We start from the raw sequence: 24,489 nt of genomic DNA, 5'->3' as shown, positions 1-24,489 counted from the left end.
GGGATGCAAGGCGGAGGAGGGCGACAACGCGGAGCGTTGGCAACCGACGACAACGCCGCAGATCGGCGCACCAGCCCCCGCGACCGCGGCCAGATCCACCGGACAGGCCCTCGGCTTCATCAGGTCGACAAGTCCGACCCGTACCCCATCGGGCAGCCGTATACGACATTGCCGTCGCCCTCGACCTCGCTCGTCTCCTCGGCGGGTGCGGCGTGCACCTGGCTGCGGGCCTCGTGCAGGTCGGGGTAGAACCACTTGTCGAGCGTGGAGCGCAGGAACGCGGCGCCCGCGCTGCCGCCGCTGCCCGGGCGGGTGCCGAGAGCCCGGACCACCAGCATCCAGTGCTGGTAGCGCCATTGGTGGAAGAGCGCGTCGTACTCGAGGAGGTCCTCGGCGGTGTCGCGCAGCTCCTCGTCGGGCTGGCCCGGTGCGAAGAGCTTCTCGGGGGTGAGGCCGCGCCGCTCCAGGGCGCGGGTGAAGGCGTCGGCGACGTTGGGCTCCTGGAAGCGGCGCCGCAGCCGCTCCCGCTCCTCGTCCGTGGCGCCCGGCAGGTTCAGATAGCGGCGGTCCCGGAGCCCCGAGGCCATCTCCAGCTCGCGGAACTGCACCGACTGGAATCCGCTGGACTCCCCCAGCGCGCCCCGGAATTCATTGAACCCGGCCGGGGTCATGGTGGTGAGGACGTCCAGGTGCCCGAGCCACAGGCCGGTCACCCGGGTGAGCCGCCGCAGCGACCAGCGGGCCTGCCCGAACATCTCCCGGTCGATGGCGGTGCGGATCAGCTCCAGCTCGTCCAGCGCGCAGGAGAACCACAGCTCGATGGCCTGGTGGGTGATGATGAACAGCTTCTCGTCGTGGGCGTCGGTGCGCGGCCGCTGGAGCCGCAGCAGGTCGGCGACCTCCAGGTAGGAGCCGTACGACAGGGGTTCGTCGGCGTTCGCCGGCGCGTCGGCCGGGCCCGGCGGGGGGTTGGGGGTGATGGGTTCGGCGATGGTGTCGGTCATGCGCGGCTGTCCCCTCGGTGTGCGCCGCTCAACGGGCGGCGGCGGTGCGGTACTTGCGGATGGCGAGCGGTGCGACGGTCGCGAGGATCAGCGCCATCCAGACCAGGCTGAGCGCGACGGGGTGGTCGTTCGGGAAGGAGTGCCCCGCGGCCGCGGTGGGGTTGCCCCACAGCTCGCGGCAGGCGCCGACGACGGAGCTGAGCGGATTCCACTCGGCGGCGACGGTCAGCCAGTGCGGCAGGCCGGTCAGCGGGATGAAGGCGTTGGACAGGAACATCACGGGCATCAGGAGCAGCGACGGCACCGACGAGGCGGTCGTCGGGTCGCCGAGCGAGAGCCCGATGAGCGCCCCGAGCCAGGCCACCGTGAAGCCGAAGAGCAGCAGGATCCCGAAGCCCGCGAGGACCTTGAGGGCGTTCTCGTGGGTGCGCCAGCCGATGCCGAGGCCGACCGCGGCCATGGCGACACAGCCGATGGCGCGCAGCACGGTGTCGCCGACGGTGCGCCCGATCAGCACGGCCGCGCCCGACATGGGCAGCGAGCGGAACCGGTCGACGAGCCCGTTGCGCAGGTCCTCGACGGCGCCGACGGCGGTGCCGGGCACGGCGCTCAGGACGCCCTGGACGAAGATGCCCGCCATGATGAACTCTTCGTAGCCGCCGTTCGGCACCTCGATGACGCTGCCGAACAGGACGCCGAAGAGCAGCGCGAACACCATGGGGAGCACAACGGCGTTGACGAGGCGCCCGGGTGCGCGGCGCAGATGGCGCAGGTGCCGTTCGACGCAGATCACACCGTCGGTGAGGGCGGCGCCGAAGCCGTCGCCGCGCAGCTGGTCCGGGCCGGGGGCGGGGGCGGTGAGCACGCTCATGCCGCACTCCTTTCCGTCTCGCGCGTACGGGCGTCCGCGGGGGCTGCCGCCGGGTCTGCCGCTGTGGCGTCCGAACGCCCGGTGAGGCTGAGGAACACGTCGTCGAGGGAGGGGCGGCGGACCGCGAAGTCGCTGACCGCGACGCCGCTCGCGCGCAGTGCGGCGGCCGCCTCCGCGATGTCGTCGAGTCCGGTGGCGAGCTGGACGCGCAGGACCCGCCCGTCGTCGTCGGCGACCGGCACGGCGCCCACGGCGCGGCTGAGCGCGGCGGCCGCGGCGGCGCGCTGCTCCGGGTCGGCGAGGCCGACCTCGAGGCGCTCCCCGCCGACCTTGCGCTTCAGCTCGTCCGAGGTGCCCTCGGCGATGACGCGGCCGGAGTCGATGACCACGTTGCGGTCGGCCAACTGGTCGGCCTCTTCGAGGTATTGGGTGGTGAGCAGGACGGTGACGCCGCTCGCCACCTGTTCGCGGATCATCGCCCACAGGTCGAGGCGGCTGGCCGGGTCGAGCCCGGTGGTGGGCTCGTCGAGGAAGAGCACGGACGGCCGCGCGACCAGGCTGACGGCGAGGTCGAGGCGGCGGCGCATGCCGCCCGAGTAGGTCCCGGCGGTGCGCCCGGCGGCGTCGGTGAGCCGGAACCGCTCCAGGAGTTCGGCGGCCCGCCGCTTGGCCGCGGGCCTGCTGAGGCGCTGCAGCATGCCGACCATGCGGAGGTTCTCGGCGCCGGTGAGCTGCTCGTCGACGGCCGCGTACTGGCCGGTGAGCCCGATGGCGCGCTGCACCTCCTTGCGCTCGCGGACCACGTCGTACCCGGCGACCCGGGCCGAGCCCGCGTCGGGTTCCAGGAGGGTCGCGAGGATCCGTACGGTCGTGGTCTTGCCCGCGCCGTTCGGGCCGAGGACACCGAGCACGGTGCCGGCCGGGACGGCGAGGTCGACGCCGCGCAGGGCCTCGTGGTCCCCGTAGCGCTTGCGGAGTCCCTCCGCCTGGATTGCCAGCTCCACTGCTGTCTCCTCACTCACCGCGGACCCGGTCCGCCGGGGCCTGTTCCAGGTTTCGCTTCAGCACGCGGCCGATCTCGGCGATCGGCCCGGGACGGGTCATCTCGTCGTGGGCGCAGGCGATCTCGTGGATCTCCAGGCGCCCCGCCACATGACGCCGCCAGGAGTCGACGCGCGGCGCGTCCTGGCCGCGGCCCTCGGTGGCGAAGAAGTACAGGACGTCGCCGCGGTGGACGCCGGGGCGCAGTGCGTCGCCGACGGCCTGGTTGTTGGCGGCGACCCGCTCGACGGCCGCGACATGCCGGGCCTCCAGGCCGGCCAGGGCGTGCTCGCCCTCGCTGAGCAGCCCGGCCACGGCCGCGTGGTCGAGGGTGCCGCCGCCTGGCACCTCGTCGCCCGCGAGCCCGGCGAGTCCGCGCAGGAAGTCGTCGCCGTGGTGCTCGACGTGCTTGCGGCCCTCCGGGTAGGCGTCGAGCAGTGCGAGCAGCGCCACCTCCTCGCCCGCCTCCTGGAGCCGGGTGGCCATCAGGTGCGCGACGAGGCCGCCGAAGGACCAGCCGAGCAGGTGGTACGGGCCGTGCGGCTGGACCGTGCGGAGCTGCTCGATGTAGTCGTCGGCCATCTCCTCGGCGGTGTCCGGGAGTCGGCCGGTCCCGGTGAGCCCGCGCGCCTGGAGCGCGTACACGGGCCGGTCGCGCTCCAGGGCCGGGACGAGGCCGGAGTACACCCAGCCGACGCCGAGCCCGGGGTGGACGCAGAACAGCGGCGGCAGGCTGCCCTGGGCGCGCAGCGGCAGCAGCACCTCCAGCGCCGTGTCGATGGAGTCGATCGTGTCGGTGCCGAGCCGGGGTGCGAGCCGGGCGACGGTGGGCGCCTCGAACATGGTGCGGATGGTGAGGGTGACGCCGAGGGTCTCCCGGATGCGCCCGGCGAGCCGCATGATCAGCAGCGAGTGGCCGCCCAGGTCGAAGAAGTTGTCGTCGACGCCGACCCGGTCGACGCCGAGCACCTCCCCGAAGAGGCGGCACAGCAGTTCCTCGCGGACGGTGCGGGGCGCCCTGAACTCTCCTGCGGCACTGAACTCCGGTGCGGGCAGGGCACGTTGATCGAGCTTGCCGTTGTGGGTGAGGGGCAGCGCGGCCAGGGTGACGAACGCGGCGGGCACCATGTAGTCGGGCACCGATCCGGCGAGGAGCGCGCGCAGCTCCTCGGCCGCGGGCACCGCGTCGCCGGTGACGTACGCGACGAGCCGCTGGTCGCCGGGGGTGTCCTCGCGCAGCACGACGGCGGCCCGGGTGACGCCCGGGTGGCGGGCGAGCACGGACTCGATCTCGCCGGTCTCGATGCGGAAGCCGCGCAGCTTGACCTGCCCGTCGGCCCGTCCCGCGTACACCAGTCGGCCCTCGGCGTTCCAGTGCGCGAGGTCCCCGGTGCGGTACATCCGCGCCCCGGCGGGGCCGAACGGGTCGGCGACGAAGCGTTCGGCGGTGAGCGCGGCGCGGCCCAGGTAGCCGCGGGCCAGGGAGGCGCCCGCGATGTAGAGCTCGCCGCGCACCCCGGCGGGGACGGGGCGCAGTCCGGCGTCCAGGACGTAGGCGCGGGTGTTGGCGAAGGGGCGGCCGATCGGGACGGGACCGTCGGGGAGTCGGGCGCCGGGTTCGATGCGGTACTGGGTGCAGTTGACGGTCGCCTCGGTCGGCCCGTACACGTTCACGACGGCCGTGCCGGGGTGGCGTGCGCGGAATCCGGCGAGCGCGTCGGCGCTCAACGCCTCACCGCCCACGAGGAGTTCACCGGACGGTGAGACCCCCTCGGGCAGCGCGGCGAGCAGCGGCAGATGGCTCGGGGTGGCCTTCAGGAAGGTCGTGCCCGCACCGGACGCACCGTCGGCGCCGGCCGCGCCGTCCGGCTCCTCGTCGAGCGCGGCCAGGTGCACCCGGCCGCCGGCGACAAGGGGCGTGTAGAGGGCGGTCACGGTCAGGTCGAAGGTGACCGGGGAGTGCAGCAGGGCGGTGCCGGCGGCGCTCGGGTAGGCGCCCGCCGTCCAGCTCAAGTAGTCGGCCACCGCGCGGTGTTCGACGACGACGCCCTTGGGGCGGCCGGTCGAGCCGGACGTGTAGATGACGTACGCGGGGTGGGCCGGGGCGAGCGGGGCGGCCCGGTCGGCGTCGGTGAGGTCGCCCGCGGCGCGCGTCTCCAGGTCCCGCACGGTGTCCCGGGCGTCGAGGAGCAGCAGCGGCACCTGGGTGGCGGGCAGGCCGGTGGCGACGGTGCCCTCGCTGAGCAGCAGCACGGGCGCGGCGTCGGCGAGCACGAAGCGGGTGCGGTCGGCGGGGTGGTCCGGGTCCAGCGGCAGATAGGCGGCGCCGGACTTGAGGACCGCGAGCAGCGCCACGACCAGGTCGGCGGTGCGGGGCAGGGCGATCGCCACGACCCGCTCGGGGGCGGCGCCGTGCGCCACGAGGACCCGGGCGAGCCGGTTGGCGCGGCCGTTCAACTCCGCGTAGGACAGGTCCTCTTCGGCGGTGACGAGGGCGGTCGCGGACGGGGTCCTGGCGGCCTGGGCCTCGATGAGCGCGGGCACCAGGGCGGTGCCGGTGTCGCGCGTGCCGCCGTCGCCCGCGGCGAGCAGCGCGGCGCGCTCCTCGGGGGCGAGCAGGTCGAGGGTGACGACGGGCGCGTCCGGCCGTGACGTGGCGGCCGTGAGCAGCGTGTCGAGGCGCTGGACGAGGCGTTCGGCGGTGGAGCGGTCGAAGAGCTCGGTGTTGTACTGGAGCACTCCGTCGATCCCGGCCGGGGACCCGGCGGCGTCGAACGTCTCCCCGAGGTGGGCGGCGAGGTCGAACTTGGCGACGCCGGTCTCCGCCGCGTACGGGCTGGTGGTGACCCCGTCGAGCGCGAAGGCGGCCTCGGCGTTGTTATGGACCGACAGGAGCACCTGGAACAGCGGGTGCCGGGCCAGCGAGCGGGCCGGGTTGAGCACCTCCACGAGCCGCTCGAAGGGCAGGTCCTGGTGGGCGTAGGCGGCCAGGTCGGCCTCCCGCACCCGGTCCACGAGCTCGCGGAAGGTGGGCGTGCCCGAGGTGTCGGTGCGCAGCACCAGGGTGTTGACGAAGAACCCGACGAGGTCGTCGAGTGCGTCGTCGGTGCGCCCGGCGATGGGCGTGCCGATGGGGATGTCGGTGCCCGCGCCGACGGCGCCGAGTGCGGCGGCGAGCCCGGCCTGGAGCACCATGAACATGCTGGCGCGGCCGTCGTGCGCGAGCCGGGCGAGGCGGCCGTGCAGCTGGGCGTCGAGGGTGAAGCGGACGCCGTCGCCGTGGTTGCCGAGGACGGTGGGCCGGGGCCGGTCCAGGGGCAGTGCCAGCTGGTCGGGCAGGCCCGCCAACGCGTCTTTCCAGTAGGCGAGTTGCTGGGCGGCGACGCTGCGCGGGTCGGCCTCGTCGCCGAGGACCTTGCGCTGCCACAGCGCGTAGTCCGCGTACTGCACGGGCAGGGCGGGCAGGTCGGGGGCGGTGCCGGTGCGGCGGGCGGCGTAGGCGGTGGCGAAGTCGCGGGCGAGCGGTGCCATCGACCAGCCGTCGGTGGCGATGTGGTGCAGCACGAGGAGCAGGACGTGTTCCTCGGCGGCGGTGGTGAACAGGTGGGCGCGCAGCGGGACTTCGGCGGCGAGGTCGAAGCCGCGGGCGGCCTCGGCGGCGAGCAGGCCGGGGAGGGCGTCCTCCTGGGTGGTGGTGAAGGTGAAGCGGGGCAGGAGCGTCCTGTCGGCGGGCAGGACCTGCTGGCGCGGCTCTCCGTTGACGGCGGGGAAGACGGTGCGCAGGGTCTCGTGGCGCTCCAGGACGTCGGCGAGCGCGGCGTCCAGGGCCTGCTGGTCGACGGGTCCGTGCAGCCGGACGGCCAGGGGGATGTTGTACGTGGCGCTGGGGCCCTCCATGCGATTGAGGAACCACAACCGGTGCTGGGCGAACGACAGTGGCACCGCTTCGGGGCGTCCGGTGGCGCGCAGCGGCGGGCGGGCGCCCCCGGCGGCGGCGACCCGCTCGGCGAGCTCGGCGGGCGTGGGTGCCTCGAAGAGGGTGCGGATGGCGAGCTCCACGCCGAGGTCGGAGCGGACCCGGGAAACCAGGCGGGTGGCGAGCAGCGAGTGGCCGCCGAGCGCGAAGAAGCTGTCGTCGACGCCGATCGCGTCGATGCCGAGGATCTCCGCGAAGAGCGCGCACAGCGCCTCCTCCTCGGGGGTGCCGGGCGCGCGGCCCGCCCCGGACCCGGCGAGCTCGGGCGCGGGCAGCGCCTTGCGGTCGACCTTTCCGTTGGGGGTGAGCGGGAACTCGTCGAGGACGACGGTCGCGGAGGGCACCATGAACTCGGGCAGCACGGCGGCGACATGGGCACGCAGCGCCTCCGGGTCGGCCTGCTTCCCTTCGGCCTCGACGGCGTAGGCGACGACCCGCTTGTCGCCGGGCTCGTCCTCGCGCACGATCACCGCGGCGTGCCCGACGCTCTCGTGTGCGGCGAGCACCGACTCGATCTCGCCGAGCTCGATGCGGAAGCCCCGCACCTTGACCTGGTTGTCGGCGCGGCCCGCGAACTCCAGCTGTCCGTCGGCCCGCCAGCGGCCGAGGTCGCCGGAGCGGTAGAGGCGGGCGCCGGGCGGCCCGAAGGGGCTGGCCACGAAGCGTTCGGCGGTGAGCCCGGGGCGCTTGAGGTAGCCGCGGGCGAGGCCGGGTCCGGCGATGTACATCTCGCCGACGGCGCCGGGCGGCACGGGGCGCAGCCAGCGGTCGAGCACGTACACGCGGGAGTTGACGAAGGGCCGCCCGATGGGCGGGGTGCCGCCGATGCCGAGGGCGCCGCTCATGGTGGCGCCGACGGTGGTCTCGGTGGGGCCGTAGCCGTTGAGGAGGCGGCGGCCGGGGGCCCAGCGGGCGACGAGTTCGGGGGTGCAGGCGTCGCCGGTGGAGACCAGTGTCGCCCCGGCGAGCACGTCGGGCCCGGCCGGCAGCGAGGCGAGCGCGACCGGGGGCAGCGTGGCGTGGGTGACCCGGTGCCGGGCCACGAGCGTGGCCAGGGGGTCGCCGGGCATCAGCTCCTCGGCCGGGCCGAGGACGAGGGCGGCGCCGGAGAGCAGCCCCATGGAGATGTCCCAGAAGCCCGCGTCGAAGCTGACGGAGGCGAACTGCAGGACGCGGCTGCCGGGCCCGGCCTGCACCGCGTCGGCCTGGGTGGCGACGAGGCTCGCGAGGCCCCGGTGCGGGACCACGACGCCCTTGGGGCGGCCCGTCGAGCCCGAGGTGTAGATGACGTACATCGGGTGGTCGACGGTGAGCGGCGCGGTGCGCTCGGCGTCGGTGAGGTCCGCGGTGTCGTACGCGGACAGGGCGGCCGTCGTCGCGGGCGCGTCCAGGACGAGGCGGGGCACGTCGGAGGCGGCCTCGCCGAGCAGCCCGGCCGTGGCCCCGGTGGTGACGAGCAGCGCGGGGCGGGCGTCGTCCACCATGAACGAGAGCCGGTCGACGGGGTAGTCGGGGTCCAGCGGCAGATAGGCGGCGCCCGCCTTCAGGACGCCCCACAGGGCGACGACGAGGTCCACGGAGCGGGGCACCGACACGGCGACGAACTGCTCGGGGCCGACGCCGAGTCCGATGATGTACCGGGCCAACTGGTTGGCGCGGGCGTCGAGTTCGGCGTACGAGACGGTGGTGTCCTGGAAGAGCAGCGCGGGCGCGTCGGGGGCCTCGGTGACGCGGGCCCGGAACAGCTCGGGCAGGGTGGCGGGGGCGAGGTCGCGGGCGGAGTCGTTCCAGTCGGTCAGGAGGCGGCGGCGCTCGGCCGGGGAGAGCACGTCGAGGCGGCCCACCGGCCGGCCGGGGTCGGCGACGACGGCGGTGAGCAGCCGTACGAGCCGGTCGAGCACGGCGCCCGCCGCCTGCTCGTCGAAGAGGTCGGGCGCGTAGCACAGGCGCAGGTGCAGGTCGTCGCCCATGAGTCCGGCGGCGAGGTTGAGCGGGTAGTGGGCGCCGTCGCGGCCGTCGACGCCGCTGAACCGGACGCCGTCGACGACGAGTTCCTCGGTCGTCGGGTCGACGGGGTAGTTCTGGTAGACGAGGGTGGTGTCGAAGAGCTCCTGGTGGCCGGAGAGCTGCTGCACGTCGGTGAGGCGGACGTGCTGGTGGGCGAGGAGCTCGGACTGCTCGGACTGGAGCCGGGTGAGGGCGTCCAGGAGGGACTCGTCGGGCCGGAACCGGACGCGCACCGGCAGGGTGTTGATGAAGAGGCCCACCATCGTGTCGACGCCCGGGATCTCCGGCGGCCGGCCGGAGACGATGGCGCCGAACACGACGTCGTCGCGCCCGGTCAGGCTGGACAGGAGCAGCCCCCACACGCCCTGCACCACGGTGTTGACGGTGAGGGAGCGGCCGCGCGCGAAGGCGAGCAGGCCCTGGGTGATCTCGGCGGGCACCTCGTGCCGCAGCCAGCCTGGTCGCACCAGTTCGCGGCCCCGGTGCACGGGCGCCACCAGCGTCGGCTCGTCGATGTCGGCGAGCGCGGAGCGCCAGGACTCGCGGGCGGTGTCCGCGTCCTGCCGGGCCAGCCAGGCCAGGTAGTCGCGGTAGGGGGTGACGGGGCGCAGGACGGCCGGGTCGCCCTTGCTGCCGTACAGCTCGAACAGCTCACGGACCAGGACCGGCACGGACCAGCCGTCCATCAGGATGTGGTGCTTGGTGAGCATCAGCCGGAAGCGGTCGGGGGCGAGCCGGAAGACGGTGAAGCGCAGCAGCGGCGGCCGGGTCAGGTCGAAGCCGCGGGCCCGGTCCTCGTCGGCGTGCCGGGCCAGTTCGGCCTGCTGCTTGTCGGCGTCGAGGGCGCTCAGGTCGATCTGCTCCCAGGGCACCGGCACCCGGGCGTGCACCAGTTGCACGGGCTCGCTGGAGCGGTCGTGGCGGAAGCCGACGCGCAGGTTCGCGTGGCGCTGGAGCAGGGTGCGGGCGGCCCGGCGCAGCGCGCGGGCGTCCAGCGGGCCCTCCAGGTCGAGGAGGAGCTGGTGGACGTAGAGGTCGGGGCCGTCCTCGTCGTAGAGGGCCTGGAACAGCATGCCCTCCTGGAGCGGTGACAGCGGCAGGACGTCCTCGATCGCGGACTTGCCGGACGCGCCGGGCTTGTCGGTCTTGCTCACTTGGCCATCTCCCATTCGTCCGTGAAGTCGCCTGAGTCGTCGTCCTCGTCGTACTCGCCGTCCCAGTCGTCGACGGGGACGGCCGACTCGGCGTTGAAGGCGTCGAGTTCGTCCTGGCTGATCCGGACCAGCGAGAGGTCCGAGGGGGTGAGCCCGCCGATGCCGGCGTGCTCGGCGTGCGCGGCCAGGGCCCGCACGGCGCGCGAGAAGCAGTCGCTGAGCGCGCGCACGTCCTGTTCCCGCAGCAGGGTCTGCGGCCAGGACCAGACGAGCTGCAGACGCGGCCCGTCGGGGTGGTCCTCGGTCATCGCGTTGACGCCGAGGGCGTGGGTGAGCGGGGTCTCCGGGTCGGGGCGGCCGCCGCCGAGGTCGGCGCCGCCGACCATGTCCGCGTCGACGACCGGCGTCCACGGCGCGGCCGTACTGCCGTCCGAACTCGTCGACCGGCCCAGGTAGTTGAAGCTGATCTGCGGCCCGGGAAGGTCCTTCAGGACGTCCCGGGTCTCGTGGTTGAGGTGGCGGAGCAGGCCGTAGCCGAGCCCGTGGTCGGGCAGGGCGCGCAGCTGCTCCTTGACGCGCTTGACGGCCTCGCCGACGGCCGGTCCGCCCGCGGCGAGCGCGGCCGGGTCGTGGGCGCCCGGGTCGAGCCGCACCGGGTGCAGGCTGGTGAACCAGCCGACGGTGCGGGACAGGTCGACGCCCTCGACGACGTCCTCGCGGCCGTGGCCCTCCAGGTCGACGAGGACGGCCGTGCCGTCGGCGCCCTCGTCCCCCTCGGCCTCGTCGTCCGGGTCGATGTCGCCGCGCGCGGTGCGCCATTCGGCGACGGCGAGTGCGAGCGCGGTCAGCAGGACGTCGTTGACGCCCGCGTGGTAGGCGGCGGGCAGCGTGGTGAGCAGCGGCGTCATCTGCTCGGCGCCCTCACTGGTGGTCAGGAACCGCATGGTCGCGAACACGTCCTGGCCCGGGTCGAGCGGCCGGTCGCCGAGCAGCGCGTCGGGCTCCTCCAACATCTCTTCCCACAGCGGGAGTTCGGCGGTCCGCTCGGGCTTGTGGGCGAGCTCCACGAGGTGCTCGGCCCAGCGCCGGAACGAGGTGCCGGTCTCCTGGAGCGAGGGTTCCAGGCCGACGGCGACGGCCTCGCAGGCGGCGGCCAGGTCCGGGACGATCACCTGCCAGGACACGTTGTCGACGACCAGGTGGTGGGCGACGAGCAGCAGCCGCCCCGCGGCACCGGGCCCGGCGTCGAACCACACGGCCTGGAGCATCACTCCGGCGTCCGGGTCGATGCGGCCCCAGGCGGCCTCGCTCTCGGTGGAGGTGAGCGCCCGCAGCGCGGCCGCGTCGAGCCCGGCCGCGTCGACCCGGCGCACCCGCGTCGCGGCGTCGACGGTGCCGCGTTCGGGCACATCGAGCCGCCACCGGCCGGTGTCCCGGGTCAGCCGGGCGCGCAGCGCGTCGTGGTGGTCGAGGACCACGCCCAGGGCGCCGGCGAGCCGCTCCTCGGTGAGTCCGGCCGGGGCCTGGAGCAGCATCGACTGGTTGAACCGGCCGATGGGGCCGCCCCGTTCGCGCAGCCAGTGGATGGTCGGGGTGAGCTGCACCTCGCCGATGCCGAGGTCAGGGCCTTCGCTGACGACCGAGTCGAGGCTGGTCGCGACGGCGGCGAGAGCGGCCACCGTGCGGCGGTCGAAGACCTGGCGGGGCGTGATGACGAGTCCGGCCTGGCGGGCGCGGCTGACGAGCTGGATGGACATGATGCTGTCGCCGCCGAGGTCGAAGAAGCTGTCGTCGATGCCGACGGAGGAGAGGCCCAGCAGGTCCTTGAAGAGACCGGCCAGGACGACCTCGCGATCGGTGGTGGCCTCCCGGCCGCCGCTGGCCACCGAGAGATCCGGTGCGGGCAGCGCCTTGCGGTCCAGCTTCCCGTTCGGCGTCACCGGCAGCTCATCCAGGACCACGACAGCCGCGGGCACCATGTAGTCCGGCAGCGACTCCCCCACGTACGACCGCAGTTGAGCCGGATCGGCACGATGCCCCGGCCGGGCCACGACATACCCGACCAGCTGCTTGGCGCCCGGAGTGTCCTCGCGCACGAGAACCGCGACCTGCCCGACGTCCTCGTGCCGCGCCAACTCCGCCTCGATCTCCCCGAGTTCGATACGGAAGCCGCGCACCTTCACCTGGTCGTCGGCCCGGCCCACATAGTCGAGCTGGCCGCCCTCGCGCCACCGCACCAGGTCCCCGGACCGGTACATCCGTGTTCCGGCAGGGCCGTACGGATCGGCCACGAAGCGCTCGGCACTCAGTCCCGGACGGCCCAAGTAGCCGCGCGCCAGGCCGGGTCCGGCGATGTAGAGCTCTCCGATCACGCCGGGTGCGACGGGCTGGAGGCGGGCGTCGAGGACGTACAGGCGGGTGTGGTCGACGGGGCGTCCGATGGGCGGGGCCGAGCCGGGGGCGAGGGGGCCGCTCAGGGAGGCGCAGACGGTCGACTCGGTCGGGCCGTACGCGTTGATGAGGTGCCGCCCCTGCGACCAGCGGCCGACGACCTCCGCGGAGAGGGCCTCGCCGGCCGAGACGAGCGTCCCGCCGGGCAGCAGCTCCGCGGTGGGCTCCATCGCGGCGAGCACGACGGGCGGCAGCGTGGCGTGCGTGACCCGGTGCGTGGCGAGGGTCGTGGCGAGGGGTTCGCCGGGCTGGAGTCCGTCGTGGCCGGCGACGACCATCGCGCCGCCGGAGAGCAGGCCCATGCACAGCTCCCAGAACGCCGCGTCGAAGCTCGGCGAGGCGAACTGGAGGACCCTGCTGCCGGGTCCGGCCCCGAGCCGCCCGGCCTGGGTGGTGAGGAGGCTCGCGGCGCCCGCGTGGGAGACGACGACTCCCTTGGGGCGGCCGGTGGAGCCGGAGGTGTAGATGACGTACGCGGGGTGGGCGAGGGACAGCGCGGGGACGGGTCCGCCGTCCGGGCGCCCGGAGAGGTCCAGGGCGTCGAGCGCGAGCGCCGCCGTGCCGTCGGGCAGGCTGCCGAGCGTGTCCCGCACGGCGAGGACGAGGGCGGGGCGGGCGTCGTCCAGCATGTACGCGATGCGGTCGGCCGGGTAGGCCGGGTCCACGGGGAGGTAGGCGCCGCCCGCCTTCCACACGGCGAGGACCGCGACGACCAGCTCCACCGACGACCTCGGCAGCGCGAGCGCCACCAGCGACTCGGGGCCGATGCCCCGGGCCACCAGTTCGTGCGCCAACTGCCCGGCCCTGATGTCGAGTTCGCCCGCCGACAGCGTGAGCCCCTGCGAGATCAGCGCGGGCGCCTGCGGATCGGCGGCGACCCTGCGCGCCCACAGCTCGGGCACGGTCAGCACCGGATCGGCCCCTGCCGTGCCACCGGCCCCTGCCGTGCCATCCGCCCCGGGCGTACTGCCGGTCCCGGCCGTACCGCCGCTCCCGGCCGTGCCGCCGCTCCACTCCCCCAGCACCAGGCGCCGCTCCTCGTCCGCCAGGACGTCGAAGGCGGTGACCGCGGTGTCCGGGGCGGCGACGGCGTCGGCGAGCAGCGACAGCAGCCGGTCCGTCAGCTTCCGTACGGTGCCGTGGTCGAAGAGGTCGCCGCTGTACTCGACGAGTCCGTCCATGCCGCCGTCGGCGCGCTCGGCGAACTCGATGCCGAGGTCGAACTTGGCGGCTCCGGTGCCGACGGTCTCGGCCTCGGTGTCGAGGCCGCCGATGCGGACCTGCGCGGAGGCGGTGTTCTGGAGGACCAGCATCACCTGGAAGAGGGGATGGCGGGCCTGCGAGCGGTCGGGGGACACCGCGTCCACGACCCGCTCGAAGGGCACGTCCTGCTGCGCGAACGCAGCCAGGTCCCACTCCCGCACCCGGCCGACCAGTTCGCGGAACGTCGGGTCACCGGACAGGTCGGTCCGCAGCACCAGAGTGTTCACGAAGAACCCGACCAGGTCGTCCAGGGCCTCGTCCTGGCGGCCCGCCACCGCACCGCCCAGCGGAATGTCCTCCCCCGCACCCAGCCGGGACAGCAGCGTCGCCAGACCCGCCTGCAACACCATGAAGAGCGTGGCGTTGTTGGCGCGGGCCAGGGACGTCAGGCCGCGGTGGAGACCGGGGTCGACGGTGAAGGTGAGCATGCCGCCGCGGTGGCTGGAGACGGCGGGGCGCGGCCGGTCCGTGGGCAGCTCCAGGAGGTCCGGGGCGCCCGCGAGCACACCCTTCCAGAACTCCAACTGGCCGCTGATCAGGCTGTCTTCGTCGTCCTCCGCACCCAGCAGATCGCGCTGCCACAGCGCGTAGTCCGCGTACTGCACCGGCAGCGGCGGCCACGTGGGGGCGCCGCCCTTCCTGCGCGCCTTGTAGGCGGCGGCGAGGTCGCGGCCGAGCGGGGTCATGGACCAGCCGTCGGAGGCGATGTGGTGCACGGTCAGGAGCAGCACCTGTTCGCGGGCGCCGAGCACGAACAGCTCGGCGCGGAGCGGGAGTTCGGCGGCCAGGTCGAAGCCGCGGGCCGCCGAGGCCGCGAGCGCCGCGTCCAGGTCGAGCTCGGAGATCTCCTCCACGCGCAGCTCGGGCCGGGCGTCGGCCGGGTCGAGGACCTGCTGATACGGGACGCCCGCGGCCTCCGGGAAGAGGGTGCGCAGGCTCTCGTGCCGGGCCACCACGTCCGCGAGGGCCGCGCGCAGCGCCGCCACGTCGAGGGTGCCGTGCAAGCGCAGGGCGAGCGGGATGTTGTAGGTGGCGCCGGGGCCGTCGAGCCGGTCGAGGAACCAGAGGCGGCGCTGCGCGTACGACAGGGGGACCCGGTCGGGGCGGACGGCGGGCAGCAGCGGCGGGCGGGCCGCGGCGGCCTCGTCGACGCGCTCGGCGAGCGCGCTGACGGTGGGCGCCTCGAACAGGGTGCGGATGGCCAGCTCCACGCCGAGCGCGGCGCGGACCCGGGAGACCAGGCGGGTGGCGAGCAGCGAGTGGCCGCCGAGCTCGAAGAAGTGGCCGTCGGCGAACACCTCGTCGAGGCCGAGGACTTCGGCGAACAGTCCGCACAGGATCTCCTCGCGCGGCGTGCGGGGTGCCCGGCCCGCCTGGCCGCCGCCGAGGTCGGGGGCGGGCAGCACCTTGCGGTTGAGCTTGCCGTTGGGGGTCAGCGGCAGCGCGTCGAGGGGTACGAAGGCGGCCGGGACCATGTAGCCGGGCAGGTCGCGGACGGCGTGGGCGCGGGCCTGGGCGGCCTCGGCCGGGGTGTGTCCGGCGGCCGGGACGAGGTAGGCGACGAGCCGCTTGTCGCCGGGCCGGTCCTCACGGACCACGACGGCGACCTGGGCGACGGCCGGGTGGGCGGCGAGGACCGCCTCGATCTCGCCGAGCTCGATGCGGAAGCCGCGGATCTTCACCTGGTCGTCGGCGCGGCCGACGAATTCGAGGCTGCCGTCCTCGGTCCAGCGGGCGACGTCGCCGGTGCGGTACATGCGGGTGCCGGGGGCGCCGAACGGGTCGGCGACGAAGCGGCCCGCGGTCAGTTCCGGGCGGCCCAGATAGCCGCGGGCCAGGCCGGCCCCGGCGACGTACATCTCCCCTGCGACGCCCGGCGCGGCGGGGCGGAGGCCGCCGTCGAGGACGTAGATCCGCAGGTCGGGGATGGCCCCGCCGATCATGCTGCCGGGCCCGGCGGCGGCGCTCGGCGCGTCCAGGGCGAGATGGCTGACGTGCACCGTGGTCTCGGTGATGCCGTACATGTTGACGAGGACGGGGGCGCCGTCGTCGTGGCGCGCGTACCAGTCGGCGAGCCGCCACAGGTCGAGTGCCTCACCGCCGAACACCACGTATTTGAGGGCGAGTCGGTCGCCGGTCTCCGGGTGTTCGCGGTCGGCCTGGGTGAGCTGGTAGAAGGCCGACGGGGTCTGGTTGAGGACCGTCACCTGCTCCTCGGCGAGGAGGCGCAGGAACTCCTCGGGGGAGCGGCTGACGGAGTGCGGCACGACGACGAGGCGGCCGCCGTGCAGCAGCGGCCCCCACAGCTCCCACACCGAGAAGTCGAAGGCGTAGGAGTGGAAGAGCGTCCACACGTCGTCGGGCCCGAAGTGGAACCAGTGGTCGGTGGCGCCGAAGAGCCGCACCACGTTCTGGTGCGGGACGACCACGCCCTTGGGGCGGCCCGTCGAGCCGGAGGTGTAGATGACGTACGCGGGGTGGTGCGGGTCGAGCGCGACGGCGGGCGCCGTGGTCGGCTCGGCGGCGAGGGCGTCCTGCGTGGCGTGCTCGTCGAGCACCAGGCACTCGGTGTCCGCGCCCAGGTCGAGCCCCTCGGGCACGCCCGCGCCGGAGCGGGTGAGCAGCAGCGCGGGGCGGGCGTCGTCCAGCATGTACGCGAGCCGGTCCACCGGGTAGCCGGGGTCGAGCGGCACATAGGCGGCGCCGGACTTGAGGACGGCGAGCACGGCCACCACGAGGTCGGCGCAGCGGGGCAGGGCGAGCGCCACGAACCGTTCGGGTCCGGCGCCGTGCCGGGCGAGGAGGTGCGCCAACCGGTTGGCGCGGGCGTCGAGTTCGGTGTAGGTGAGGTGCTCGCCGGCGCAGCTGACGGCGGTCGCGTCGGGCGTGCGGGCGGCCTGCGCGGCGAACAGGGCGGGGATCGTGGCGGGTTCGACGGCGGCGGGCGCGTCGGTGTGGCCGCTCCACTCCTCGACGACGCGGTGCAGCTCCTCGGGGCCGAGCACGTCGACGCGCCCGGCGGGGCGGGTCGGGTCGGCGGCGAACGCCTCGAAGATGCGCGTGAGGCGGTCCCCGATGCGGCGCACCGCGTCGGTGCCGAAGAGGTCGGGGCGGTGGTCGAGGCGCATCGTGAGGCGGCCGTCGACGACGCTCGCGATGACGCCGAGCGCGTAGTGCGTGGCGTCGGTGGCGTCCAGGCCGGTCAGCATCAAGTCGCTGTTGTCGGGCTGGAGTTGGGCCATGTCGAGCGGGTAGTTCTCGAAGACCGCGATGGTGTCGAAGAGCGGGCTGTGCCCGGCGATGCGCTGCACCTCGGTGAGGCCCAGGTGCTGGTGGGCCATGAGGGACGCCTGCCGGGCCTGGAGCCGCTGGAAGGCGTCGGTGAGCGGCTCGGCGGCGGGGAGTTCGACGCGCACCGGCAGGGTGTTGATGAAGAGGCCCACCATGGTCTCGATGCCGGGGATCTCCGGTGGTCGCCCGGACACGGTCGCGCCGAAGACGATGTCGTCGCGCCCGGTCAGCTTGGCGAGCAGCAGCGCCCAGGCGCCCTGGAGCACGGTGTTGAGGGTCAGCCCGTGCTCGCGCGCCTGGTCGGTGAGGCGGGTGGTGAGCTCCTCGGTGAGGGCGACGGTGAGGTGCCGGGGCACCGTGGTGGGCGGCGGGGCGTCGGCGGGGGTGAGCAGGCTGGGCTCGCCGAGCCCGTCGAGGGCCTTGGCCCAGGCGGTCTCGGCGGCGGCCTTGTCCTGCCCGTCGAGCCAGGCCAGGTACTGGCGGTAGGGCGTGACGCGCGGCAGCGCGCCGTCGTCGCCGCGGGTGGCGTACAGCTGGAACAGCTCGCGCACCAGGACCGGCATGGACCAGCCGTCCATCAGGATGTGGTGCTTGGTGAGGACCAGGCGGTGGCGGTCCTCGCCGAGGCGGTACAGGCCGCCGCGGAGCAGCGGCGGCCGGGTCAGGTCGAACCGCTCGGCCCGATCGGCGGCGAGCAGCTCGTCCAGCTCGGCCCGCTGCCGCTCCGGCTCGGCGGCGAGATGCCCCAAGTCCGTCTCGCGCCACGGGAGTTCGACCTCGTGCGGCACGATCTGCACGGTGCGGCTGAGCCCCTCGTAGCGGAACGCGGCGCGCAGGTTCGGGTGGCGGCGCAGCAGGCCGTTCGCGGCGGCCCGCAGCGCGGCCGGGTCCAGCGGCCCGTCCAGGTCGAAGACGAGCTGCACGGTGTAGATGTCGGCTGCGTGCTCGTCGTACAGCGCGTGGAAGAGCAGCCCCTCCTGCAGGGGCGACAGCGGCAGTACGTCGGCGAGTCCCGGCTTCGTCATTGAGAAGTTCTCCAGTCGGCTTCCAGCAGGTCGATCTCGGCCTGGGACAGAGAGACAAGGGTCAGGTCGGAGGGCGTGTGCCCGCCGGACTCGGGGGCGCGGGCGTGGTCGGCGAGGACGGCCAGGGCGCGGAACCAGGTGTCGGCGAGGTCGGCGACCTCGGCGCCGGTGAACAGGGCGTCCGCGTAGGTCCAGGTGGCCACCAGGCGCGGCCCCTCGGGGTGGTCCTGGGTGAGGGCGTTGAGCTCCAGTTCGTGGGTGAGCGGCATTCCGGGGTCGCTGCCGCCGCCGAGCGCCGGGGCCTCGGGGGCCGCGGTCCAGGGCTCGTCGGGTCGGGCGGCGGCCGGGAAGCGGCCCAGGTAGTTGAAGCCGAGCTGCGGGGGTGCCGCGGCGGGCAGCGGGTCGCCGGGCGCCAGGTGGCGCAGCATCCCGTAGCCGATGCCGCTGTCCGGCAGCGCCCGCAGCTGTTCCTTGATGCGCTTGAGGGCCTCGCCGACGGCGGGTCCGCCGGACCAGAAGTCGGCCCGTGAGGCGGGGCCCGGGTCGAGCCGCACCGGGTAGAGGCTGGTGAACCAGCCGACGGTGCGGGACAGGTCGACGCCCGCCACGACGTTCTCGCGGCCGTGCCCCTCCAGGTCCACCAGGACCGTGGGGCCGCTGCCCTTGGCGCGCCGGGCCCGCCAGTCGGCGACGGCGAACACGAACGCGGTGAGCAGCACGTCGTTGACGCCGGCGTGGAACGCGGCGGGCACCTCGCCGAGCAGCGGCGCGGTGCGCTCGGCGGGCAGGGTGCGCTCGACGGCGCGCTCGGTGGCGAACGTGTCCCGGCCGAGGTCGAGCCTGCGCCCGCCGACGACGGGGTCGTCTCCGGTCAACTGCCGCTGCCACAGCAGCAGTTCGTCCATGCGGCCGGGCGCGGCGGCGGTCAGCTCCCGGGCCCAGACCCGCAGCGGCGTCGGCACCGGCGCCGGGTCCGGCTCTCCGCCCTTGACGAGGGCCTCGCAGGCGGCGGCCAGATCCGGTACGAGGATGCGCCAGGACACCCCGTCGACGACCAGGTGGTGGATGACGAGCAGCAGCCGCCCCGCGGCGCCGGGCCCGGCGTCGAACCAGACCGCCTGGAGCATCAGCCCGTCGTCCGGCGACAGCCAGCCCGCGGCGACGTCCCTCTCGTCCTCGACGACGGCGCGCAGCCGCTCGCTGCCGATGCCGCTCGTGTCGATCCGCCGCACCACGTCGCGGGCCGCGACCGCGCCCGGCTCGGGCACGTCGAGGGCCCAGCCGTCGGCGCGGACCAGCCGGGCCCGGAGCGCGTCGTGGTGGTCGAGGAGGGCCTGCACGGCGAGGATCAGCTGGTCCTCGGTGAGCCCGGCCGGGGTGTGCACGAGCATCGACTGGTGGAAGCGGTCGACGGGGCCGCCGCGGTCGCGCAGCCACCGCACGATCGGCGTCGCGGGCACCCGGCCCACCCCGCTGCCCGCGGCGAGGACGGGCGCCGCCTCGACGGCCCCGGCCACGGCCGCGAGGGCGGCCACCGTCTTGTGGTCGAAGACCTGTCTGGGCTCGATGACGAGTCCGGCCTGGCGGGCGCGGCTGACGAGCTGGATGGACATGATGCTGTCGCCGCCCAGGTCGAAGAAGCTGTCGTCGATGCCGACGGAGGAGAGGCCCAGCAGGTCCTTGAAGAGACCGGCCAGGACGACCTCGCGATCGGTGGTGGCCTCCCGGCCGCCGCCGGCCACCGAGAGATCCGGTGCGGGCAGCGCCTTGCGGTCCAGCTTCCCGTTCGGCGTCACTGGCAGCTCATCCAGGACCACGACAGCCGCGGGCACCATGTAGTCCGGCAGCGACTCCCCCACGTACGACCGCAGTTGAGCGGAATCGGCCGAGCGGCCTGGTCGCGGGACCACGTATCCGACGAGCTGCTTGGACCCCGGGGTGTCCTCCCGCACCAGGACCGCGACCTGCCCGACGTCCTCGTGCCGCGCCAACTCCGCCTCGATCTCCCCGAGTTCGATACGGAAGCCACGCACCTTGACCTGATGGTCCGCGCGCCCCATGTAGTCCAGCTGGCCGTCCGCACGCCACCGCACCAGGTCCCCGGTCCGGTACATCCGCGACCCGGCGGCCCCGAACGGATCGGCCACGAACCGCTCGGCGCTCAGGCCCGGGCGCCCCAGGTAGCCGCGCGCGAGCGGCCCCGCCACGTACAGCTCGCCGACGACTCCCGGCGGCACCGGCCGGAGGCGGGCGTCGAGGACGTAGGAGCGGCTGTTGAGAACCGGCAGCCCGATCGGCGGGGTCACCGGCTCGGCCAGCGGCCCGGCGACGGAGGCGCAGACGGTGGTCTCCGTCGGCCCGTACGCGTTGAACAGCCGCCGCCCCCCGGACCAGCGCCCCACCAGTTCTCCGGAGAGCGCCTCGCCGCCCGCGATGAGCGTCCCGCCGGGCAGCAGCGCGGCGTCGGGCTCCATGGCGGCGAGGACGACGGGCGGCAGCGTGGCGTGCGTGACCCGGTGCGCGGTGAGGGTCGTGGCGAGGGGCTCGCCGGGCAGCAGCCCGTCGGCGCCCGCGACGACGACCGCGCCGCCGGAGAGCAGGCCCATGCACAGCTCCCAGAACGCCGCGTCGAAGCTCGGCGAGGCGAAGCTCAGGACGCGCGCGCCGGGCCCGGCCCCGAACCGCTCCCGCTGGGTGGCCAGGAGGCTCGCGACGCCCGCGTGCGGGACGACGACTCCCTTGGGGCGGCCGGTGGACCCGGAGGTGTAGATGACGTACGCGGGGTGGGTGGGCGCGACGCGGGGCGCCGGGCAGCTCGCGTCGTGGTGGGAGACGTCGAGGGCGTCGAGGACGAGGGGCCGGGTCCCGTCGGGGAGCCGGTCCACCGTGTCCTTCACCGCGAGGACGAGGGCGGGGCGGGCGTCGTCCAGCATGTACGCGATGCGGTCGGCCGGGTAGGCCGGGTCCACGGGGAGGTAGGCGCCGCCCGCCTTCCACACCGCGAGCGTCGCCACGATCAGCTCCACCGACGACCTCGGCAGCGCGAGCGCCACCAGCGACTCCGCGCCGATCCCCCGCGCCATCAGCTCGTGCGCCAACTGGCTTGCCCGCAGGTCCAGTTCGGTGGCGGACAGCTCGAAGTCGGCGCAGATCAGCGCGGGGGCGTCCGGGTCGGCGGCCACCCTGCGCGCCCACAGCTCCGGCACCGTCAGGCTCTCGACCGGCGCCGGGTCGCCGCACCACTCCCCGAGGACCAGGCGCCGCTCGTCGTCCGCCAGGACGTCCACGGCGGTGACGGAGGTGTCCGGGTCGGCGGTCAGCGTGTCCAGGAGCCGGACGAGGCGCGAGGCGAGGCCCGCGACGGTGCCGGCGTCGAAGAGGTCCGTGCTGTATTCGACGAGCCCTTCGACGGTGCCGCCCGGGTGCTCGGTCAGCTCGAAGGCGAGGTCGAACTTGGCGCCTCCGGTGTCGACCCGCCGCATCTCGGTCCGGAATCCGGGGAGTTGGAGTTCGGCGGATGCGGTGTTCTGGAGGACCAGCATCACCTGGAAGAGAGGGTGCCGGGCCTGCGAACGGTCCGGGGACACCGCGTCCACGACCCGCTCGAAGGGCACGTCCTGCTGCGCGAACGCAGCCAGGTCCCACTCCCGCACCCGGCCGACCAGTTCGCGGAACGTCGGGTCACCGGACAGGTCGGTCCGCAGCACCAGCGTGTTCACGAAGAACCCGACCAGCTCGTCCAGGGCCTCGTCCTGGCGGCCCGCCACCGCACCGCCCAGCGGAATGTCCTCCCCCGCACCCAGCCGGGACAGCAGCGTCGCCAGACCCGCCTGCAACACCATGAAGGGTGTCGAGCGCGTGGCCTTCGCCAACTCCCGTATCCGCAGGCCGACTTCCTCGGGGACCGTGAAGGTGTGCCCGGCTCCCCGGTGGCTGGAGACGGCGGGGCGCGGCCGGTCCGTGGGCAGCTCCAGGAGGTCCGGGGCGCCCGCGAGCACACCCTTCCAGAACTCCAACTGGCCGCTGATCAGGCTGCCTTCGTCGTCCTCCGCACCCAGCAGGTCGCGCTGCCACAGCGCGTAGTCCGCGTACTGCACCGGCAGCGGCTCGCCCTCGGGCGCCCCGCCCCGCGTACGGGCTTCATAGGCGGCGGCGAGGTCGCGGCCCAGCGGCACCAGGGACCAGCCGTCGGAGGCGATGTGGTGCACGGTCAGGAGCAGCACCTGGTCGTCCGGTCCGAGCGTGAACAGGTCGGCGCGCAGGGGCAGTTCGGCGGCCAGGTCGAAGCCGCGGGCGGCGGCGGTCGCGAGCGCCGTGTCCAGGTCGGCCTCCGTGACCGGCGTGACGGTCAGTGCGGGCCGGGCGTCGGCCGGTGCGAGCACGCGCTGGTGCGGGACGCCCGACTCCTCCGGGAAGAGGGTGCGCAGGGCCTCGTGCCGGGCCACCACGTCCGCGAGGGCCGCGCGCAGCGCCGCCACGTCGAGGGTGCCGTGCAGGCGGAGCGCGTAGGGGAGGTTGTAGGTGGCGCCGCCGCCCTCCAGGCGGTCGAGGAACCAGAGGCGGCGCTGGGCGTAGGAGAGGGGGACGGGGGTGGGGCGCTCGGCGGGGCGGACGGGTGGCCGGGCCGTGTCCGCGTCGGTGAGCAGGGGGGCGAGGTCGGCGACCGTGGGGGCCTCGAAGACCGTACGGACGGCCAGTTCGGCGCCGAACACGGAGCGGACCCGGGCGGCGAGCCGGGTGGCGAGCAGGGAGTGGCCGCCGAAGTGGAAGAAGTCGTCGTCGATGCCGACGGAGGGCAGCCCGAGCACCTCGGCGAAGAGCCCGGCGAGCAGCTCCTCGTGCGGGGTGCGGGGCGCCCGGCCGGAGGTGGCGGCGGCCAGGTCGGGGGCGGGCAGCGCCTTCCGGTCCAGCTTTCCGTTCGGGGTGAGCGGGAAGCGGTCGAGGGTGACGAAGGCGGCCGGGACCATGTACTCGGGCAGCGACTCCGCGGCGAGGGCACGCAGTTCGGCCGCGTCGGGGCCGCCGTCCGGAGTGCCGGCGGCGGGGACCACGTAGGCCACGAGCAGCTTGGAGCCGGGGGTGTCCTCGCGGGCGGCCACCGCGACCTGGGCGAGGTCCGGGTGGGCGGCGAGGACCGCCTCGATCTCGCCGAGCTCGATGCGGAAGCCGCGGATCTTCACCTGGTGGTCGACGCGGCCCAGGTAGTCCACGTCCCCGTCGGCCCGCCAGCGGGCCAGGTCGCCGGTCCGGTACATGCGGGCGCCGGGCGGACCGAACGGGTCGGCGACGAAGCGTTCCGCGGTCAGACCCGGCCGGTTCCAGTAGCCGCGGGCGAGGCCGTCGCCGCCGATGTAGAGCTCGCCCTCGTCGGCGGTGCGCAACCGGTCGTCGAGGATGTACAGGGAGGTGTTCCAGACAGGGCCGCCGATGCTGTGCGGGGCGTCGGCGCCCGCGACGTCCAGGGACGTGGACCAGACGGTGGTCTCCGTCGGGCCGTACAGGTTGGTGGTGCGCGCGCCGAGGGCGCTCATCGCGGCGGCGAGGGACGGCGGCAGCGCCTCGCCGCCGACGAGCATCCGCAACCCCCGTACGGCATCGGGCTGTTCGGTGGTCATGGCCTGCCACAGCGACGGCGTGGCCTGCATGATCGTGGCGCCGCTCGCGGCGGCGAGGGCGGCGAGCCGGGCCGGGTCGACGACGGTCTCGCGGGGCGCGATGACGACGGCGGCCCCGGCGAGCAGCGGCAGGTACATCTCCAGGACGGCGATGTCGAAGGCGATGGTGGTGACCGCGAGCAGCCGGTCCCGCTCCGTCAGCGGGAACAGCTCGGCCATGGACGCGAGGAAGTTGGCCAGGGAGCGCCGGGTGATGAGGACGCCCTTGGGGCGGCCCGTGGAGCCGGAGGTGTAGATCGTGTACGCGGGGTGGGCGGGCCGCAGCGGCGCGGTCCGGTCGGCGTCGGTGAGGTCGCTCGCGTCCAGGCCCGCGCCCTCGGCCTCGGCGCGGGCCAGCCGGCCGGCGTCGAGGAGGAGCGCGGGCCGGGCGTCGTCGAGGATGTACGCGACGCGGTCGGCCGGGTACTCGGGGTCCAACGGCACGTATCCGGCGCCGGACTTGAGGACGGCGAGCAGTGCGACGGGCAGCTCCAGGGAGCGGGGCAGCGCGATCGCGACGGACCGCTCGGGCCCGGCACCGAGGCCCACGAGGACGCGGGCGAGCCGGTTGGCGCGGGCGTTCAGCTCCGCGTAGGTCAGCCGCCGCCCCTCGAAGACCACGGCCGTGGCGTGCGGGGTGCGGGCGGCCCGGTCCGCCATCAGCTCCGTGGGATCGGCGTCCGGCACGGCGCGCACGGTGTCCTTCATCTGTTAACCACCCTTGAATGAACGGTCGGTGGGGCTCGGGTGCG

At 74.5% G+C, this 24,489-nt stretch carries 6 protein-coding genes; all 6 read right to left on the bottom strand.

What is annotated here, in order from left to right; genetic code table 11:
- Nucleotides 1-119: 119 nt before the first annotated feature.
- Genes ACFWYM_RS41265 through ACFWYM_RS41240 form a run of 6 tightly spaced genes read right to left on the bottom strand, consistent with a single transcriptional unit; the run spans nucleotide 120 to nucleotide 24,445 of the window.
- Nucleotides 120-1,004 (bottom strand): tryptophan 2,3-dioxygenase family protein, encoded by an 885-nt coding sequence (locus ACFWYM_RS41265; protein ID WP_384849663.1) that lies wholly within the window; start codon nucleotides 1,002-1,004, stop codon nucleotides 120-122.
- A 28-nt stretch (nucleotides 1,005-1,032) separates the two neighbouring features.
- On the bottom strand, nucleotides 1,033-1,875 hold the full coding sequence (locus tag ACFWYM_RS41260) for an ABC transporter permease (RefSeq protein WP_384849660.1): 843 nt from the start codon (nucleotides 1,873-1,875) through the stop codon (nucleotides 1,033-1,035).
- Nucleotides 1,872-2,879, bottom strand: a complete 1,008-nt coding sequence (locus ACFWYM_RS41255; protein ID WP_384849657.1) for an ATP-binding cassette domain-containing protein — start codon at nucleotides 2,877-2,879, stop codon at nucleotides 1,872-1,874. The genes ACFWYM_RS41260 and ACFWYM_RS41255 overlap by 4 nt, the downstream gene beginning before the upstream one ends.
- Before the next feature lie 10 nt (nucleotides 2,880-2,889).
- The gene (locus tag ACFWYM_RS41250) at nucleotides 2,890-10,053 is read right to left on the bottom strand and encodes an amino acid adenylation domain-containing protein (RefSeq protein WP_384849654.1); all 7,164 of its coding nucleotides are present in this window, start codon (nucleotides 10,051-10,053) and stop codon (nucleotides 2,890-2,892) included.
- Nucleotides 10,050-18,083 (bottom strand): amino acid adenylation domain-containing protein, encoded by an 8,034-nt coding sequence (locus ACFWYM_RS41245; protein ID WP_384849651.1) that lies wholly within the window; start codon nucleotides 18,081-18,083, stop codon nucleotides 10,050-10,052. Before ACFWYM_RS41245 ends, ACFWYM_RS41250 begins: the two co-directional genes overlap by 4 nt.
- Nucleotides 18,080-24,445, bottom strand: a complete 6,366-nt coding sequence (locus tag ACFWYM_RS41240; RefSeq protein WP_384849648.1) for an amino acid adenylation domain-containing protein — start codon at nucleotides 24,443-24,445, stop codon at nucleotides 18,080-18,082. Before ACFWYM_RS41240 ends, ACFWYM_RS41245 begins: the two co-directional genes overlap by 4 nt.
- Nucleotides 24,446-24,489 lie beyond the last annotated feature (44 nt).

Origin of the sequence: Streptomyces sp. NPDC059009 (assembly GCF_042740175.1) — a bacterium.
Taxonomy (GTDB): Bacteria; Actinomycetota; Actinomycetes; order Streptomycetales; family Streptomycetaceae; genus Streptomyces.
Note: the sequence above shows the minus strand (reverse complement) of the source record. Positions and strands in the feature narration are given on the sequence as shown.

Coding starts and splice junctions, on each gene's coding strand:
- ACFWYM_RS41265 (WP_384849663.1), bottom strand. CDS start 1,004: ATGACCGACACCATCGCCGAACCCATCACCCCCAACCCCCCGCCGGGC.
- ACFWYM_RS41260 (WP_384849660.1), bottom strand. CDS start 1,875: ATGAGCGTGCTCACCGCCCCCGCCCCCGGCCCGGACCAGCTGCGCGGC.
- ACFWYM_RS41245 (WP_384849651.1), bottom strand. CDS start 18,083: ATGACGAAGCCGGGACTCGCCGACGTACTGCCGCTGTCGCCCCTGCAG.
- ACFWYM_RS41240 (WP_384849648.1), bottom strand. CDS start 24,445: ATGAAGGACACCGTGCGCGCCGTGCCGGACGCCGATCCCACGGAGCTG.